A 15,653-nucleotide genomic window follows, 5' to 3' on the forward strand; every position below is an offset into this window, starting at 1 on the left:
GGCCGCGCGGGCGCGCCCGCCGCCCGCGGCTCCGCTCTTCCTGCCCCCGCGGCGGGGCCGCCCCCCCCGCGGCCGCCCCCGCGCCCCCCCCCCGCCCCCCCCGGCGACGGGCCGCCCGCCCCGGAAGTCCCGGGGTGGACGGCCCGTCGCCGTGCGTGGAGCGTGGATCAGCCGGTCAGACCGGGGAGCGCCGGGAGGGTGCTGGTCAGCCCGCCGATCGGGGTCTTGTCCAGGCCGGGGACGGTCGGGAGGGCACCGCGCTGCTGGGTGACGCCGGCCAGCGGGGTGTCGCCGGCCGGGACGGCCTGGCCGACGGTCGGGGCGAGGGTGCCCAGCGTCTCGGTCACCTTGCCGGTCGCGGGCAGCTTGGCGGCGGTGTCGGTGACCGCACCGGTCACGGCCGGGTTCGTCAACGCGCCGGTGGGCAGCCCGAGGCCGCCGGCCGCCTGGCCGTCGACCGCGGAGGCGGTACCGGCGCCGACCGCCGCGATGGCGATGCCGAGCGCGGCGGTGCCGGCGGCCTTGAGAGCCTGCTTCATGGTTGGTCCCCTTTGGGTCCTCGTCGGTGGCCGAGTTTCACGCACGGGACCGGCGCACGGGCGACCGCCGCCGCGACGTGTCGGCAATGACGGGCACACCGTAGTGAGCCGGTCGCGCGGGGACCAAAGGGCGTTCACTCACCCGAGTGAGTAGTCGGATGAACGCCAACTCTCTTGCAGGAGAGCGGTGTTCATCCGACCGGAAGGACCGGAAGGAGCGGCCGCGCCGCCCCGGCGGCTCAGTTCGCGCCGGCGGCCCCGCTGAACAGCCACTCCGCCTTCAGCTCGGCGTAGCCCGGCTTGATCACGTCGTTGATCATCGCCAGCCGCTCGTCGAAGGGCAGGAACGCCGACTTCATCGCGTTCACCGTGAACCACTCCAGGTCACCCAGGGTGTAGCCGAAGGCGTCCACCACGTGGCCGAACTCCCGGCTCATGCTGGTGCCGCTCATCAGCCGGTTGTCGGTGTTCACGGTGACCCGGAACTTCAGCCGGCTGAGCAGGCCGATCGGGTGCTCGGCGTACGAGGAGGCGGCGCCGGTCTGGATGTTGGAGGTCGGGCACATCTCCAGCGGGACGCGCTTGTCGCGCACGTACGCGGCCAGTCGGCCGAGCTCGACCGTGCCGTCCTCGCCCACCGTGATGTCGTCGACGATCCGCACGCCGTGGCCGAGCCGGTCGGCGCCGCAGCACTGCAGGGCCTCCCAGATCGACGGCAGGCCGAAGGCCTCGCCCGCGTGGATGGTGAAGTGGTTGTTCTCGCCCTTGAGGTAGTCGAAGGCGGCCTGGTGGCGGGTGGGCGGGAAGCCGGCCTCGGCGCCGGCGATGTCGAAGCCGACCACGCCGCGGTCCCGGTAGCGGTTGGCCAGCTCGGCGATCTCGGTGGAACGGGCGGCGTGCCGCATCGCGGTCAGCAGGGTGCCGACGCGGATCCGGTGGCCGGCCTCGCGGGCGTTGGCCTCTCCGAGCCGGAAGCCCTCCTGGACGGCCTCGACGACCTCGTCCAGGCTCAGCCCGGCCTCCAGGTGCTGCTCGGGGGCGTAGCGGACCTCGGCGTACACCACGCCGTCGGCGGCCAGGTCCTCGGCGCAGTCCGCGGCGACCTTGATCAGCGCGTCACGGGTCTGCATCACGGCGCAGGTGTGCGCGAAGGTCTCCAGGTAGCGGACCAGCGAGCCGGAGTCGGCGGCCTCGCGGAACCACTCGCCGAGCTCCTTGGCGTCGGTGGTGGGCAGGCCCTGGTAGCCGCAGGCGGCGGCCAGCTCGACCACGGTCTCGGGGCGCAGCCCGCCGTCCAGGTGGTCGTGCAGGAGGACCTTCGGCGCGCGGCGGATCTGGTCGGCGGTGGGGATGCGCGGGCCCGTGCCCGCGGTGGTGACGGGGATCTGCTGTTCCATTGCGGAAATATAGCCCCTACGCGCGTAGACCCACCACCGCGGACAACACCTGATGGTCCAAACTCCACCCGGAATTCCACCGACCGGTCCATACGATCCGCCAAAGCGCCGACCGGCCGCCGCGAAGCCGTCAGTCGTGCTGCACCAACCGCCCCCGCCGGGACAGCACGAAGTCCCGGAAGGCCCGCGCCGGCGGGGTCAGCGGCCGCCCCGCCGCCCAGGCCAGCCCGATCGCCCGCCGGGTGCGCGGCGCCGTCACCTCCAGCTCCACCACCCCCGGCCTCGGCACCAGGGCCGGCGGCAGCAGCGCCACCCCCAGCCCGGCCGCCACCAGCCCGCGCAGCGTCTCCGCCTCCTCCCCCTCGAACGCCAGCCGGGGGACGAACCCGGCCTGCGCGCAGAACCCCTCCGTGATCGCGCGCAGCCCGTACCCCTGCTCCAGGCCGACGAACGGATCCTCCGCCACCTCCGCCAGCCGGATCCGCCGCCGCCCCGCCAGCCGGTGGTCCCCCGGGACGACCAGGTGCAGCCGCTGCTCGTCCAGCGGACGGGCGACGAACGCCGGATCGTCCGGCAGCGGCGCGACCAGGCACAGGTCCAACTCCCCCGCCCGCAACCGCTCCAGCATCGCCGCGCCGTAGTCCTGCACCAGCTGGAACCGCACCCGCGGGTGCTCCGCGCGAAAGCCCCGCAGCAGCGCCGGCACCGTGTCCGGCCCCATCGTGTGCAGGAAACCGAAGGCCACCAGGCCCACCTCCGGGTCCGCCTCGGCCCGGGCCGCCGCCGCACCGCGCTCCACCTCGGCCAGTGCCCGCTCCACCGAGGCCAGCAGCAGCCGGCCCGCCCGGGTCAGCCGGACGGTGCGACCCTGACGGGCCAGCAGGTCCACCCCCAGCTCCTCCTCCAGCCGGGCCACCGCGCGCGACAGCGTCGGCTGCGGCACCCCGAGCAGCGCCGCCGCCTGGGTCACATGCTCCAGCCGCGCCACCGCCGCGAACTGCGCGAGCCGGGGCGCCAGCAGCACGGCCGGCTCCTGCGGCCCCAACTCGGCCGCCCGGTACCGCTGCTCGCCACCGTCCACCGCCTCCGGACCGGACATCCCCGCACCACCTCGACTCATACGCCAGTGCATCGATCATCCACTGTTCATGCATTGGACGCATCAAAGGCGGCGGGCCTACCGTCGACGCCATGCAGCCCTCCGATACCGGGGCATCCGTGACCACCCCGGATGCCGCCGCCCCCGCCACCCCCCGCACCACCGCGGACGACCGCCACCGCCCCGGCCAGCGCGCCTTCCGCCGCGCCAACCTCGCACTGTTCGCCGCCGGGGTCGCGACCTTCGTCCTGCTCTACTCCACCCAGGGCCTGCTGCCGATCCTCTCGGCCGACCTCGACCTCACCCCCGGCCAGGCCAGCTGGACGGCCTCCGCCGCCACCCTCGGCCTCGCCCTCGGACTGCTCCCGGCCAGCGCGCTCTCCGACAGGTACGGCCGCACCGCGGTGATGACGGCCTCCACCCTCGCCGCCTCCGCCTTCGCCCTCGCACTGCCCTTCGCGCCGGACCTCACCACCCTCGTCACCCTGCGGGTCCTCCAGGGCGCCGTGCTGGCCGGGCTCCCCGCCACCGCCATGGCCTACCTCGCCGAGGAGGTCCACCCCAGCGCCCTGCCCTCCGCGATGGGCCTGTACGTGGCCGGCAACAGCATCGGCGGAATGGGCGGCCGGCTGCTTTCCGGCTGGACCGCCGCCGGACTCGGCTGGCGCTGGGGCCTCGCCGCCTCCGCCGTCCTCGCCCTGCTCGCCACCCTCGCCTTCCGGCTGCTGATCCCCGCCGCCCGGCACTTCACCCCCGCCCCGGTGGACGCCCGCGCGCTCGCCCGGACCGTCGGACGGCACCTGCGCAACCCCCTGCTGGTGCGGCTGTACGCGCTCGGCCTGCTGTTCATGGCGGTGTTCGGCGCGGTCTACAACACCGTCGGCTACCGGCTGATCGCCGCGCCGTTCCACCTCCCCGAGTCGATCGCCGCCTCGATCTTCGTGGTCTACCTGGTCGGCACCGGCACCTCCGCCGCCGCCGGACGGCTCTCCGGCCGACTCGGCCGGCGCGGCGCCCTCTACGTCTCCATCGGCGTGACCACCGCCGGCCTGCTGCTCTCCCTCGCCGACTCCCTGGTCTGCGCCCTGCTCGGCCTGGTCCTGATCACCGCCGGCTTCTTCGCCGGCCACGCGACCGCCTCCTCCTCGGTCGGCCGCACCGCCACCGAGGGCCGCGCCCAGGCCTCCGCCCTGTACCTGATCGCCTACTACCTCGGCAACAGCCTCGGCGGCACCCTCGGCGCCGACGCCTACCACTCCACCGGCTGGCCCGGCGCCGCCACCGTCGGCCTCGCCGCCATGGCCCTCGCCGCCGCCGTCACCCTCTACGCCACCCGCCGGGCCCACCTGGCCGGCCGGCGTTCGAGTCGGCTGGGCGGACTTTCCGCCAGGTAGACTTTCCCTATGGCAGACCTCAAGCGCCGCCGTCGCCCCCACCTGGTGTCCACGCCCGTGCGGAAGAAGGGCGTGGTCACCATTCCCCAGGAGATAAGAGAGCAGCTGGACCTCCAGGAGGGCGACCAGCTGGTGGTCGCGGTGGAGGACGGCCGCATCGTCCTGACCCCCGCCTCCGTCGTCCCGGACGACCAGGCGTGGTTCTGGAGCGGCGCCTGGCAGGAGAAGGAGCAGGAGGTCGACGAGGCGGTCGCCGCGGGCGAGCGGGGCGAGGTGTTCGAGGACGGGGACGCCTTCCTGCAGTCGCTCGCCGACGAGGCCGGCCTCGACCTGGGGGAGATCAAGCGCCGTGCCGACGTATGAGTCACTGGCCCACTTCCTGCGCGACTGGAAGGGCCTGACCGCCGCCCAGAAGACCGCGTTCCTGGTCGCGGTGGCCCAGTTCGTCGCCGACCTCCGAGCCGGCCAGGGCTTCCGCCGCGGCCTGCGGGTGAAGAAGATGCAGGGCCTCCCGGACATCTGGGAGATGACCTGGGCCCCGGACGGCCGGGCGACCTTCAGCTACGGAACCCCGCTCCAGGACGGCGAGCCCCACATCGTCTGGCGCCGGATCGGCACCCATGACATCTTCGGCCGCCCCTGAGCGGTGAGAAACGTCGAGCCGCCCGCCGGTGCACCGGTGGGCGGCTCGTTCACGACCGCGCTCAGGCGATGCGGTCGAGGACGATCGGGTTCGGGGTGAAGGCCGTGCCCGCCGGGGCGACCTCGATGCCGCCGGCCAGGGCCTCGACGGCGTAGTCGAAGCGCTCCGGAGTGTCGGTGTGCAGGGTCAGCAGGGGCCGGCCGGCCACCACGGTGTCGCCGGGCTTGGCGTGCATCTCGACGCCGGCTCCGGCCTGGACCGGGTCCTCCTTGCGGGCGCGGCCGGCGCCGAGGCGCCAGGCGCAGACGCCGATCGCGTAGGCGTCCAGCGTGGTGAGCACGCCGGAGGCGGGCGCCGGGATGACGTGCTGCTCGCGGGCGACCGGGAGCGGGGCGTCGACGTCGCCGCCCTGGGCGGAGATCATGCGGCGCCAGTGGTCCATGGCGGAGCCGTCGCGCAGCGCGTCCGCCGGGTCCTTGCCCCGGACGCCGGCCGCGGCGAGCATCTCGCGGGCGAGCGCGAGGGTGAGCTCCACGACGTCGGCCGGGCCGCCGCCCGCGAGGACCTCCAGGGACTCCCGGACCTCCAGCGCGTTGCCCGCGGTGAGGCCGAGCGGGGTGGACATGTCGGTGAGCAGGGCGACGGTGTTGACCCCTGCGGTGGTGCCCAGGCCGACCATGGTGCGGGCGAGTTCGCGGGCGTCGTCCAGGTTCTTCATGAACGCCCCGGAGCCGACCTTGACGTCGAGGACCAGTGCGCCGGTGCCCTCGGCGATCTTCTTCGACATGATCGAGGAGGCGATCAGCGGGATGGCCTCGACGGTGCCGGTGACGTCGCGCAGCGCGTACAGCTTCTTGTCGGCCGGGGCGAGGCCGTCGCCCGCCGCGCAGATCACCGCGCCGACGGAGCGCAGCACGTCCATCATCTCCTCGTTGGAGAGCAGGGCGCGCCAGCCGGGGATGGACTCCAGCTTGTCGAGGGTGCCGCCGGTGTGGCCGAGGCCGCGGCCGGACAGCTGCGGGACGGCGGCGCCGCAGGCGGCGACCAGCGGGGCGAGCGGCAGGGTGATCTTGTCGCCGACGCCGCCGGTGGAGTGCTTGTCGCTGGTGGGCAGCGGCAGCGAGGAGAAGTCCATCCGGACGCCGGAGCGGATCATGGCGTCGGTCCAGCGGCTGATCTCGCGCGGCCGCATCCCGTTCAGCAGGATCGCCATGGCCAGCGCGGACATCTGCTCGTCGGCGACCTCGCCTCGGGTGTAGGCGTCGATGACCCAGTCGATCTGAGCGTCGCTCAGCTCTTCGCGGTCGCGCTTGGTCCTGATGACGGAGATGGCGTCCATGCGTGCTCCAAGAGGGGTTTCAAAAGCGAAGAGTGTCGCGAGATGACCGGGTTCCGGCCCACTCGCGACACTCTACGCGCGTAACAGAAAGGGAGGCCAGAGCCTTCCAGGCGGAGTTGCGGAAGCTAGAGCCGCTCCGGCCCGAAGGCGTCGGGCAGGACCTCGCTCATCGGCTTCACGCCCGAGGCCAGCTCGACGAGCAGCTCCGGTCCGCCGTGCTCGTACAGCAGTTGGCGGCAGCGTCCGCACGGCATCAGCAGTTCGCCGGCGCCGTCCACGCAGGTGAAGGCGACCAGCCGGCCGCCGCCGGTGGAGTGCAGCGCGGACACCAGCCCGCACTCGGCGCACAGCCCCAGCCCGTACGAGGCGTTCTCGACGTTGCAGCCGGTGACCACCCGGCCGTCGTCCACCAGCGCGGCCGCGCCGACCGGGAACCTGCTGTACGGCGCGTACGCGCGGCCCATGGCCTCGCGCGCCGCCGCGCGCAGCAGCTCCCAGTCGATCGCGGACGACGCCGCGGAGGCCGCGGCCGTCACTTGCCCTGGCCCTTGCGGTAGATCTGGCCGTCCGCCTTGGGCATCCGCAGCCGCTGCGAGGCCAGCGCGAGCACCACCAGGGTGATCACGTACGGCGTGGCGACGATCAGCGGGCGCTGCACCGCGTCGGTGAGCGAGTACCAGGCGATCAGGCCGCCGGCCACCACGAAGGACACCACCGTCGCGGTGTACTTGCGGCGGTACAGGTGCCAGAGCGCGAGCAGGATCATCGCGATGCCCACGATCAGGATCAGCACGTGCACCGACTCCGGGTCGCGCAGCTGGAGGCTGTCGGTGAAGCCGAACAGGCCGGCGCCCATGGCGAGGCCGCCGGGCATCCAGTTCCCGAAGATCATCGCGGCGAGGCCGATGAAGCCGCGGCCGAGGGTCTGGCCGTCCTTGTAGAAGTGCGCCGCGACCAGCGAGAGGTACGCCCCGCCGAGGCCGGCGAAGGCGCCGGAGGCGATGACCGCGAGGTACTTGTACTTGTAGACGTTGACTCCCAGCGACTCGGCGGCGGTCGGGTTCTCGCCGCAGGAGCGCAGCCGCAGGCCGAACACCGTGCGCCAGAGCGCGAAGTAGCTGACCACGATCAGCGCACCGGCCAGCAGCACGACCACCGAGATGTTGGTGACCAGGCCGCCGAGCACGCCCGCGAGGTCCGAGACGAGGAACCAGTGGTGGCCCTCGATGCTCTTCAGGCCGGAGGACAGGCCCGGGACGGTGATGTACGGCAGCGGGTCCGCCGGCGGGGACTGGTTCTGGCCGGCACCGGCCGAGACGTAGTCCTTGTAGTAGATCCGGTTGACGTACGCGCAGATGCCCGGGATCAGCAGGTTGATGCCGACGCCGGAGACGATGTGGTCGACGCCGAAGGTGACGGTGACGACCGCGTGCAGCAGGCCGCCGAGCGCCCCGCCCAGCATGCCGGCCAGCAGGCCGACCCACGGGTTGACCAGGTAGCCCGCCCAGGCACCGCAGAAGGTGCCGGCGACCATCATGCCTTCGAGGCCGATGTTGACCACACCGGCCCGCTCGGACCAGAGACCGCCCAGACCGGCCATGCCGATCGGCACGGCGGCGCCGAGCGCGGCGGTGACCTGCCCGGAGGAGGTCAGCGAGTGGTTGCCGGTGGCCATGCCCACGGCGGAGAACAGCACCAGGGCGCCCGCGATCAGCAGCAGGACGACCGGCCAGGACAGCTTGCGCTTCTTCGCGGGTGCGCCCGGAGCCTTCGGACGCGCAGCGGTCGCCGTGCTCATGCGGAGACCTCCTTCTTCTCGCTGTTCGCGGCGGCCTGGGCGGCGAGCTGGGCGCCGACCTTCTGCTGCTGGCGCTTCAGGCCGTAGCGGCGCACCAGCTCGTAGGCGACGACGACGCAGATGACGATGGTGCCCTTCATGACGTCGACGATCTCGAAGGGGAAGCCGCCCTGGAGCGGCAGCACCGAGCCGGTGACGTCCAGGAAGGCGAACAGCAGCGCCGCGAAGGCGATGCCGATCGGGCTGTTCCGGCCGAGCAGGGCGATCGAGATGCCCAGGAAGCCCAGACCGGGCTGGAAGCTCTGGCCGAAGTAGTACGAGTTCTGCAGGAGCTCCGGCAGGCCGATCAGACCGGCGATGGCACCGGAGACCACCATCGAGATGACCACCATGCGCTTGACGTTCACGCCGGAGGCGGTGGCCGCGGACTCCGAGCGCCCGGTGGCGCGCAGGTCGAAGCCGAAGCGGGTGCGGGTCAGCACGAACTGGAAGACCACACCGACCAGGGCGGCGACGAAGATGAAGCCCCAGAGCGTTCCGCCGGCCGTCTCCATCGAGAAGAAGTGGCTGGACTGCGAGATCCGCTCGGTCTGGATGGAGTTGGTGGTGCCGCTGGTCTTCGGCGCGAAGACGCCGGGGACGAGCAGCAGGCCGATGATCGCGGTCGCGATCGAGTTCAGCATGATGGTCGAGATGACCTCGCTGACCCCGCGGTAGACCTTCAGCAGACCGGCGACGCTCGCGTACAGACCGCCGACCAGCATGGCGGTGATCAGCAGCAGCGGGATCTGGACGAAGGACGGCAGGTCCAGCTTGGCACCGACGAAGGCCGCGAACAGCGCCGCGACCTTGTACTGGCCCTCGACGCCGATGTTGAACAGGTTCATCCGGAACCCGAACGCGGCGGCCGCGGCGGCCAGGTAGTAGGTGGTGGACCGGTTGAGGATGCCCACCTGGCCGTCCGACTTGCCGGCGTACGTGATCATCACGTTCCAGGCGTCGAACGGGTTCTTGCCCGAGGTCGCCAGCAGGACGGAGCAGATCGCGATGGAGAGCAGCACCGCGAGCACCGGCGCGGCCAGTGCGAGCACGATCCGCTCGCCGCTGAACCGCTGGGCCAGGCCGGGCTTCGCGGCGGCGGGGTTGGGACTGGTCATGGGTTACTCCCCCGCCTGCGGGTCGTCGGCGGTGTCGGTGGGCTGGTGCCCGGCCTCGGCCTCGGTGCCCTCGGCCGCGGCGGTCTGCGCCTCGGCGACGGCCTCCGGCTCGGACTCCAGGTGGCCGCTGGCGGCACCGGTCATCGCGGTGCCGAGGTCCTCGGCGGTGACGGTGGCCGGGTCGGCGTCGGCGACCAGGCGGCCGCGGTAGATGACCCGGATGGTGTCGGACAGGCCGATCAGCTCGTCCAGGTCCGCGGAGATCAGCAGGACGGCCAGGCCGGCCCGCTGGGCGACCCGGATGTGCTCCCAGATCTGCGCCTGCGCGCCGACGTCCACACCGCGGGTGGGGTGGGCGGCGATCAGCAGCTTGGGCTGGTGGCTCATCTCGCGGCCGATGATCAGCTTCTGCTGGTTGCCGCCGGAGAGCGAGGAGGAGGTGACCTCGATGCCGGGGGTGCGGACGTCGTACTGCTCGACGATCCGCCAGGTGTCCGCCCGGGCGGCGGCCGGGTCCAGCAGCACGCCCTTGGAGTTGGGCGCCTCGGTGACGTGGCCGAGGATGCGGTTCTCCCAGAGCGGGGCGTCCAGCAGCAGGCCGTGCTTGTGGCGGTCCTCGGGGATGTACCCGATGCCGGCCTCGCGGCGGGCCCGGGTCTGGCTGCCGGAGAGGTCCGTGCCGTCCAGGGTGACGACGCCGGCGTTCAGCGGCAGCATGCCCATGACGGCCTCGACCAGCTCGGCCTGGCCGTTGCCCTCGACACCGGCGATGCCGAGGATCTCACCCTTGTGGATGCGCAGCGAGATGTCGTCCAGGACGACGCGCTCGATGCCCTCGGCGTCGGTCTTGGCGATCCGCAGGCCCTCGACGTCGAGCATCACGGTGTCGGTGACGGTCGACTCGCGGCTCTCCGGGGAGGGCAGCTCGGCGCCGACCATCAGCTCGGCGAGCTGGCGGGCGGTGACGGCCTTCGGGTCGGCGTCGCCGACCGTGGTGCCGCGCCGGATGACGCTGATCGCGTCGGCCACCGCGAGCACCTCGTGCAGCTTGTGCGAGATGAAGATGACGGTGACGCCCTCGGCCTTCAGCTCCCGCAGGTTGTCGAACAGCGCGTCGACCTCCTGCGGGACGAGCACGGCGGTGGGCTCGTCGAGGATCAGGATCTTGGCGCCGCGGTACAGCACCTTGAGGATCTCGACGCGCTGGCGGTCGGCGACGCCGAGGTCCTCGACCAGGGCGTCCGGGCGCACGCCCAGGCCGTACTGGTCGGAGATCTCCTTGATCTTCGCCTTCGCCCTGGCCCCGATGCCGTGGAGCTTCTCGCCGCCGAGGACGACGTTCTCCCACACCGTGAGGTTGTCGGCGAGCATGAAGTGCTGGTGCACCATGCCGACGCCGCGGGAGATGGCGTCACCGGGGGTGTTGAACTCGCACAGCTCGCCGTTGATCGCGATGGTGCCCTCGTCCGGCTTCTGCATGCCGTAGAGGATCTTCATCAGCGTCGACTTGCCGGCGCCGTTCTCACCCATCAGGGCGTGCACGGTGCCGGTGCGGACGGTGAGGTTGATGTCGTGGTTGGCCACGACACCCGGGAAGCGCTTGGTGATGCCGCGCAGCTCGACGGCCGGTGTCGCCGTCCCCGCGCTGGGGATGCCGTCCTCGCGCGGGGGGACGGGGTCGGATGCGGTGATGGCGATCTCCTGGTGGTCTGGAGGCGCGTCGTCGCGCACGGAGGGCCAAGGGGGCTACGTGAGGGGACGGAACGGGGCCCGGGGGTACGCGTTGAGCGCACCCTGCCGGGCCCCTCCCGTGAACTGTGTCGTGTTGCGTCGCGCTGCCGGGCAGGCGGCAGGCGCTGCGGCGTCCGCGGACGCGCGGTCCTTACTGGCCCGGCGCGGTCGGGATCGTGGTGGCGCCGGACTTGATCGCGTCGGCGGCGGCCTTCAGCTTGTCCTGGATGTCGTCGATCTTGCCGCCGGTGGTGGCGAGCGAGACGCCGTCGGCCTTCAGGTCGAACAGCTTGATGCCGGTCGGGTTCTGGCCCTGCTTGACCGACTGGATGTACGAGAACACCGCGGTGTCGACGTTCTTGACCATCGAGGTCAGGATGCTGTTCTTGTACTTCGCCAGGGCCGGCTGGCTGGCCTGGTCGGAGTCGACACCGATGGCCAGGGCGCCCGCCTTGTTGGCGACGGCCTCGATGGCGCCGTTGCCGGAGGAGCCGGCGGCGGTGTAGATGACGTCCGCGCCCTTGTCGAGCTGGCCCTGCGCGGACTCCTTGCCCTTGTCGGGCGCGGCGAAGCCGGTGAAGTCCGGCGGGGTGGACAGGTAGGTGGTCTCGACCGTGATGTTCGGGTCGACGGACTTCACACCCGCCTTGTAGCCGGCCTCGAACTTCTTGATCAGCTCGGACTCGACACCGCCGATGAAGCCGACGTGCTTGGCCTTCGACTTGTTCGCGGCGGCGACACCGGCCAGGTACGAACCCTCCTGCTCGGCGAAGAGCAGCGAGGTGACGTTGGACGGCTGGTCCTTGTCGTTCGAGTCGATGATCGCGAACTTGACGTTCGGGTTGTCCTTGGCGATCTTGTTGACCGCCGGCTGGTACACGAAGCCGACCGCGACGATCGTCTTGTAGCCCGCGTCGATCAGGTTCTTGAGGCGGGTCTCCTTGTCGGCCTCGGCCTCGCCCTGCTTGGCCTCGGCCTCGGTCACGGAGACGCCCAGCTCGGACTTGGCCTTGTCGAGGCCTCGGGCGGCGGAGTCGTTGAACGACTGGTCGCCGCGGCCGCCGATGTCGTAGGCCATGCCGACCTTGAGCGAACCGTCGCCCGAGCCGGCGGAGGAGGAGTTGTCGGTGCTCTTTGCGCCGCAAGCGGCGAGCGAGGCCATGCCCAGGGAACCCGAGAGCACAACCGCGGCGAGCTTCATTGAACGGCGCAAGGGGATATCTCCTTCTACACGCAACCGTTTGGCGTGGTCGGACGCCACCGTAACGCGCGTAGAACACGGTTGTGTTACGGGGTGCCAGAGCGTTCGGGTTGTTATCAAACCGTGGTCTGATGTTCTTCCTGAGGCTCTATCCCATGCGCGGACGGTGATCCGGGGGTCGGTTTCGGCCCAGTTTACGGAACCGTTCCCGAGCCCCGGATCCGGCCGTTTCGGCACTCGCGCCGACCGCGCCGCCCCCCGGATCCGCCGTCAGCTGCCGTCCGGCTCCAGGGCCAGCGTCGAGAACAGCTCCACGCCGATTCCGATCGCCCGTTCGTCCACGTCGAACCGGCCCTGGTGCAGGTCCCGGACGGTGGCGTCGCCGGGGGCGCGGACGCCCAGCCGGGCCAGTGCGCCCGGGGCGTGCTCCAGGTACCAGGAGAAGTCCTCGCCGCCCAGGCTCTGCTCGGTGCCCTCCACCACCACGGCGCCGTCCCCGGCGAACCGGGCGTTCATCGCCTCGTCCAGCAGGGCGACCGAGACCGCCTCGTTGACCACCGGCGGCACCCCGCGGTGGTAGTCCAGCGTCCACTTGGCCCGGTACGTCTCGGCGAGCTTGGCGATCAGCTCGTGCAGCAGGTCCGGCGCCTCGCGCCAGCCGTCCAGCTCCAGGCAGCGGACGGTGCCCTCCAGTTCGGCGTGCTGCGGGATGACGTTGGGCGCGGAGCCGGAGGCGATCCGCCCCCAGACCAGGCTGACGCCCCAGCGCGGGTCCATCCGGCGGGCCAGCGCGCCCGGGAGGTCGGCGGCCGCCCGGGCGACCGCGGTGACCAGGTCGGTGGTCAGGTGCGGACGGGCGGTGTGCCCGCCGGGGCCGTCCAGGTGGAGCACCAGGCGGTCGCAGGCCGAGGTGATCGCCCCGACCCGCAGGGCGATCCGGCCGACCTCCACCTTCGGGTCGCAGTGCACCGCGAAGATCCGCCCGACGCCCGCCATCCCGCCGGCCTTGATCACGTCCAGCGCGCCGCCCGGCATGACCTCCTCGGCGGGCTGGAACACCAGCCGGACGGGGCGGCGCAGCTCACCCGTCCGGGCGGCCTCGGCCAGCACCAGGCCGGTGCCCAGCACCACCGAGGTGTGCACGTCGTGGCCGCAGGCGTGGGCCCGGCCGGGGACGGTGGAGCGGTACGGCACGTCGGTCTTGGCGTCGTCGATCGGCAGCGCGTCGATGTCGGCGCGGAAGGCCAGGAGCTCCGTGCCCGGGGTGGTGCCGGGCGGGACGATGTCGACGAGCAGGCCGGTTCCGCCGGGCAGCACCCGGGGTTCGAGGCCGGCGGCGACCAGCCGGTCGCGCAGCAGCCCGGTGGTGCGGAACTCCTGGCGGCCCAGCTCCGGGTGCCGGTGCAGATCACGGCGGAAGGCGATCAGCTCGGGCTCCAACGCCCGCACCCGGTCGCGCAGATCGGCGGCTGGGCGTGCGGGGGCGAGAGTGGTGCCCGGCTGAGCGGGCTCAGGACGGTTCATCTCGCCAATCGTAGGCCTGTTGGGGGGATTTGGCCCGACTTCCGGAAAACTTGTCCCCGGATGGGCGCATACCGGCCGGACACGTGGGTATGACATCTTGTTTCAGCCGCCTTCCCCGGGTTGCGTGCCCTGTGCAACGATCCCCCCGGCCGGCGGTCACGGGCACCGATCCCCGGGCCGGCACCTGCGGGTTGACGGATGTTCAGCTCCAGGTCAGAAGCGCTCCACCGGGTCGTACGTCCCCCACACCCCGCGCAGCGCGTCGCACACCTCGCCGACGGTGGCCCGGGCGGCCAGCGCCTCCTTCATCGGGTACAGCACGTTCCCCGTCCCCCCGGCCGTGCGTCGCAGCCCGTCCAGCGCCCGGGCGACGGCGCCGGCGGAGCGCTCGGCCCGCAGCCGGGCCAGCCGCCGCGCCTGCCGCCGCTCGATCGCCGGGTCCACCCGCAGCGGCTGGTAGGGCTCCTCCGTGTCCGACCGGAAGCGGTTGACGCCGACCACCGTCCGCCGACCGGAGTCGACCTCCTGCTGGAGCCGGTAGGCGGTGCGCTCGATCTCGCCCTTCTGGTAGCCGCGTTCGATCGCGGCCACCGCGCCGCCCTGCTCCTCGATCCGGTCCATCAGCGCCAGCGCGGCGGCCTCCACCCCGTCGGTGAGCGACTCGACGGCGTAGGAACCGGCGAACGGGTCGACGGTGGCGGTCACGTCGGTCTCGTGCGCGAGCACCTGCTGGGTGCGCAGGGCGAGCCGGGCCGCCTTCTCGGTGGGCAGCGCGATCGCCTCGTCGAAGCCGTTGGTGTGCAGCGACTGGGTGCCGCCGAGCACCGCGGCGAGCGCCTGCACGGTGACCCTGGCCAGGTTGACCTCGGGCTGCTGGGCCGTGAGCTGCACCCCCGCGGTCTGGGTGTGGAAGCGCAGCATCTGCGAGCGCGGGTTCCGGGCACCGAATCCGTCCCGCATGATTCTGGCCCAAATCCTGCGGGCGGCGCGGAACTTGGCCACTTCCTCCAGCAGGGTCGCGCGGGCCACGAAGAAGAAGGAGAGCCGGGGGGCGAAGTCGTCCACGGCCATCCCGGCGGCGAGCGCGGTGCGCACGTAGGCGATCCCGTTGGCCAGGGTGAAGGCGATCTCCTGCGCGGGATCGGCCCCGGCCTCGGCCATGTGGTAGCCGGAGACGGAGATGGTGTTCCAGCGCGGGATCTCGGCCCGGCAGTACCGGAACACGTCGGCGGCCAGCCGCAGCGAGGGCTGCGGCGGGAAGATGTAGGTGCCGCGGGCGATGTACTCCTTCAGCACGTCGTTCTGGACCGTGCCGGTGAGCGCCGCCGGCGCCACCCCCTGGGCCTCGCCGACCAGTTGGTAGAGGAGCAGCAGCAGGGCGGCGGGCGCGTTGATGGTCATCGAGGTGGACACCCCGTCGAGCGGGATGCCGTCGAACAGCACCGCCATGTCCTCGACGCTGTCCACGGCGACGCCCACCCTGCCGACCTCCCCGGCGGCGGGCGGCGCGTCCGAGTCGTAGCCCATCTGGGTGGGCAGGTCGAAGGCGACCGACAGGCCGGTGCCGCCGCCCGCGATCAGCCGGCGGTAGCGGGCGTTGGACTCGGCGGCGGTGCCGAAGCCGGCGTACTGGCGCATCGTCCAGGGGCGGCCGGTGTACATCGTCGGGTGGACGCCCCGGGTGTAGGGGTACTCCCCCGGCCGGCCCAGCCGGGCGCCGGGGTCCCAGCCGGCCAGGGACTCGGGGCCGTACAGGGGCTCGATCTCGAAGCCGGACTCGGCGCGGCGCGGCTCGGCTGCCATGGGGTCCTCCGGAGCTGGGGGGCGCGGT

The 15,653-nt window shown here is 72.3% G+C and carries 14 protein-coding genes; 3 read left to right on the plus strand and 11 right to left on the minus strand.

Annotated elements, in window-relative coordinates; translation table 11 throughout:
* Positions 1-167: 167 nt before the first annotated feature.
* The 3 genes from AB0E96_RS07155 to AB0E96_RS07165 form a co-directional block, all read right to left on the minus strand.
* On the minus strand, positions 168-539 hold the full coding sequence (locus tag AB0E96_RS07155; RefSeq protein ID WP_359819601.1) for an ATP-binding protein: 372 nt from the start codon (positions 537-539) through the stop codon (positions 168-170).
* A 239-nt stretch (positions 540-778) separates the two neighbouring features.
* Complete coding sequence (locus AB0E96_RS07160; protein WP_359819604.1) at positions 779-1,936, minus strand: adenosine deaminase; 1,158 nt, start codon at positions 1,934-1,936, stop codon at positions 779-781.
* A gap of 130 nt (positions 1,937-2,066) precedes the next feature.
* On the minus strand, positions 2,067-3,035 hold the full coding sequence (locus AB0E96_RS07165) for a LysR family transcriptional regulator (RefSeq protein WP_359819606.1): 969 nt from the start codon (positions 3,033-3,035) through the stop codon (positions 2,067-2,069).
* A gap of 92 nt (positions 3,036-3,127) precedes the next feature.
* Here AB0E96_RS07165 and AB0E96_RS07170 point away from each other — a divergent pair, with 92 nt between their 5' ends.
* The 3 genes from AB0E96_RS07170 to AB0E96_RS07180 are packed head-to-tail and all read left to right on the plus strand — an operon-like array spanning position 3,128 to position 5,072.
* A complete protein-coding gene (locus AB0E96_RS07170; RefSeq protein WP_359819608.1) occupies positions 3,128-4,429 on the plus strand; it encodes an MFS transporter in 1,302 nt (433 codons plus the stop codon).
* A 9-nt stretch (positions 4,430-4,438) separates the two neighbouring features.
* Positions 4,439-4,792, plus strand: a complete 354-nt coding sequence (locus AB0E96_RS07175) for an AbrB/MazE/SpoVT family DNA-binding domain-containing protein (protein ID WP_359819610.1) — start codon at positions 4,439-4,441, stop codon at positions 4,790-4,792.
* Positions 4,779-5,072: a hypothetical protein gene (locus AB0E96_RS07180; RefSeq protein ID WP_359819613.1), complete on the plus strand. Its 294-nt coding sequence runs from the start codon at positions 4,779-4,781 to the stop codon at positions 5,070-5,072. Before AB0E96_RS07175 ends, AB0E96_RS07180 begins: the two co-directional genes overlap by 14 nt.
* 61 nt (positions 5,073-5,133) lie before the next feature.
* Here AB0E96_RS07180 and AB0E96_RS07185 read toward each other — a convergent pair whose 3' ends face one another.
* The 8 genes from AB0E96_RS07185 to AB0E96_RS07220 form a co-directional block, all read right to left on the minus strand.
* Complete coding sequence (locus AB0E96_RS07185) at positions 5,134-6,411, minus strand: thymidine phosphorylase (protein WP_359819616.1); 1,278 nt, start codon at positions 6,409-6,411, stop codon at positions 5,134-5,136.
* A gap of 125 nt (positions 6,412-6,536) precedes the next feature.
* Entirely contained in the window at positions 6,537-6,947 is a 411-nt protein-coding gene (locus tag AB0E96_RS07190) for a cytidine deaminase (RefSeq protein ID WP_359819619.1), read from the minus strand.
* Positions 6,944-8,209 carry an ABC transporter permease gene (locus AB0E96_RS07195; protein ID WP_359819622.1) on the minus strand — a complete coding sequence of 422 codons (1,266 nt, stop codon included), beginning with the start codon at positions 8,207-8,209 and terminating at the stop codon, positions 6,944-6,946. The genes AB0E96_RS07190 and AB0E96_RS07195 overlap by 4 nt, the downstream gene beginning before the upstream one ends.
* On the minus strand, positions 8,206-9,366 hold the full coding sequence (locus AB0E96_RS07200) for an ABC transporter permease (RefSeq protein WP_359819625.1): 1,161 nt from the start codon (positions 9,364-9,366) through the stop codon (positions 8,206-8,208). The genes AB0E96_RS07195 and AB0E96_RS07200 overlap by 4 nt, the downstream gene beginning before the upstream one ends.
* A 3-nt stretch (positions 9,367-9,369) precedes the next feature.
* Entirely contained in the window at positions 9,370-11,019 is a 1,650-nt protein-coding gene (locus tag AB0E96_RS07205) for an ABC transporter ATP-binding protein (RefSeq protein WP_359819686.1), read from the minus strand.
* Positions 11,020-11,248: 229 nt separating this feature from the next.
* A complete protein-coding gene (locus AB0E96_RS07210; protein ID WP_359819628.1) occupies positions 11,249-12,310 on the minus strand; it encodes a BMP family ABC transporter substrate-binding protein in 1,062 nt (353 codons plus the stop codon).
* A 258-nt stretch (positions 12,311-12,568) separates the two neighbouring features.
* Positions 12,569-13,822, minus strand: coding sequence for an amidohydrolase (locus tag AB0E96_RS07215; protein ID WP_359819631.1), 1,254 nt, complete (start codon positions 13,820-13,822; stop codon positions 12,569-12,571).
* A 213-nt stretch (positions 13,823-14,035) separates the two neighbouring features.
* Positions 14,036-15,625 carry a methylmalonyl-CoA mutase family protein gene (locus AB0E96_RS07220; RefSeq protein WP_359819634.1) on the minus strand — a complete coding sequence of 530 codons (1,590 nt, stop codon included), beginning with the start codon at positions 15,623-15,625 and terminating at the stop codon, positions 14,036-14,038.
* Positions 15,626-15,653 lie beyond the last annotated feature (28 nt).

The organism is Kitasatospora sp. NPDC036755, from assembly GCF_040636595.1.
Lineage (GTDB): Bacteria > Actinomycetota > Actinomycetes > Streptomycetales > Streptomycetaceae > Kitasatospora.

Bases quoted from the DNA above. Each gene is read 5' to 3' on its own strand.
- AB0E96_RS07155 (WP_359819601.1), bottom strand. From the start codon at position 539: ATGAAGCAGGCTCTCAAGGCCGCCGGCACCGCCGCGCTCGGCATCGCC.
- AB0E96_RS07160 (WP_359819604.1), bottom strand. From the start codon at position 1,936: ATGGAACAGCAGATCCCCGTCACCACCGCGGGCACGGGCCCGCGCATC.
- AB0E96_RS07165 (WP_359819606.1), bottom strand. From the start codon at position 3,035: ATGTCCGGTCCGGAGGCGGTGGACGGTGGCGAGCAGCGGTACCGGGCG.
- AB0E96_RS07170 (WP_359819608.1), top strand. From the start codon at position 3,128: ATGCAGCCCTCCGATACCGGGGCATCCGTGACCACCCCGGATGCCGCC.
- AB0E96_RS07175 (WP_359819610.1), top strand. From the start codon at position 4,439: ATGGCAGACCTCAAGCGCCGCCGTCGCCCCCACCTGGTGTCCACGCCC.
- AB0E96_RS07185 (WP_359819616.1), bottom strand. From the start codon at position 6,411: ATGGACGCCATCTCCGTCATCAGGACCAAGCGCGACCGCGAAGAGCTG.
- AB0E96_RS07195 (WP_359819622.1), bottom strand. From the start codon at position 8,209: ATGAGCACGGCGACCGCTGCGCGTCCGAAGGCTCCGGGCGCACCCGCG.
- AB0E96_RS07200 (WP_359819625.1), bottom strand. From the start codon at position 9,366: ATGACCAGTCCCAACCCCGCCGCCGCGAAGCCCGGCCTGGCCCAGCGG.
- AB0E96_RS07215 (WP_359819631.1), bottom strand. From the start codon at position 13,822: ATGAACCGTCCTGAGCCCGCTCAGCCGGGCACCACTCTCGCCCCCGCA.
- AB0E96_RS07220 (WP_359819634.1), bottom strand. From the start codon at position 15,625: ATGGCAGCCGAGCCGCGCCGCGCCGAGTCCGGCTTCGAGATCGAGCCC.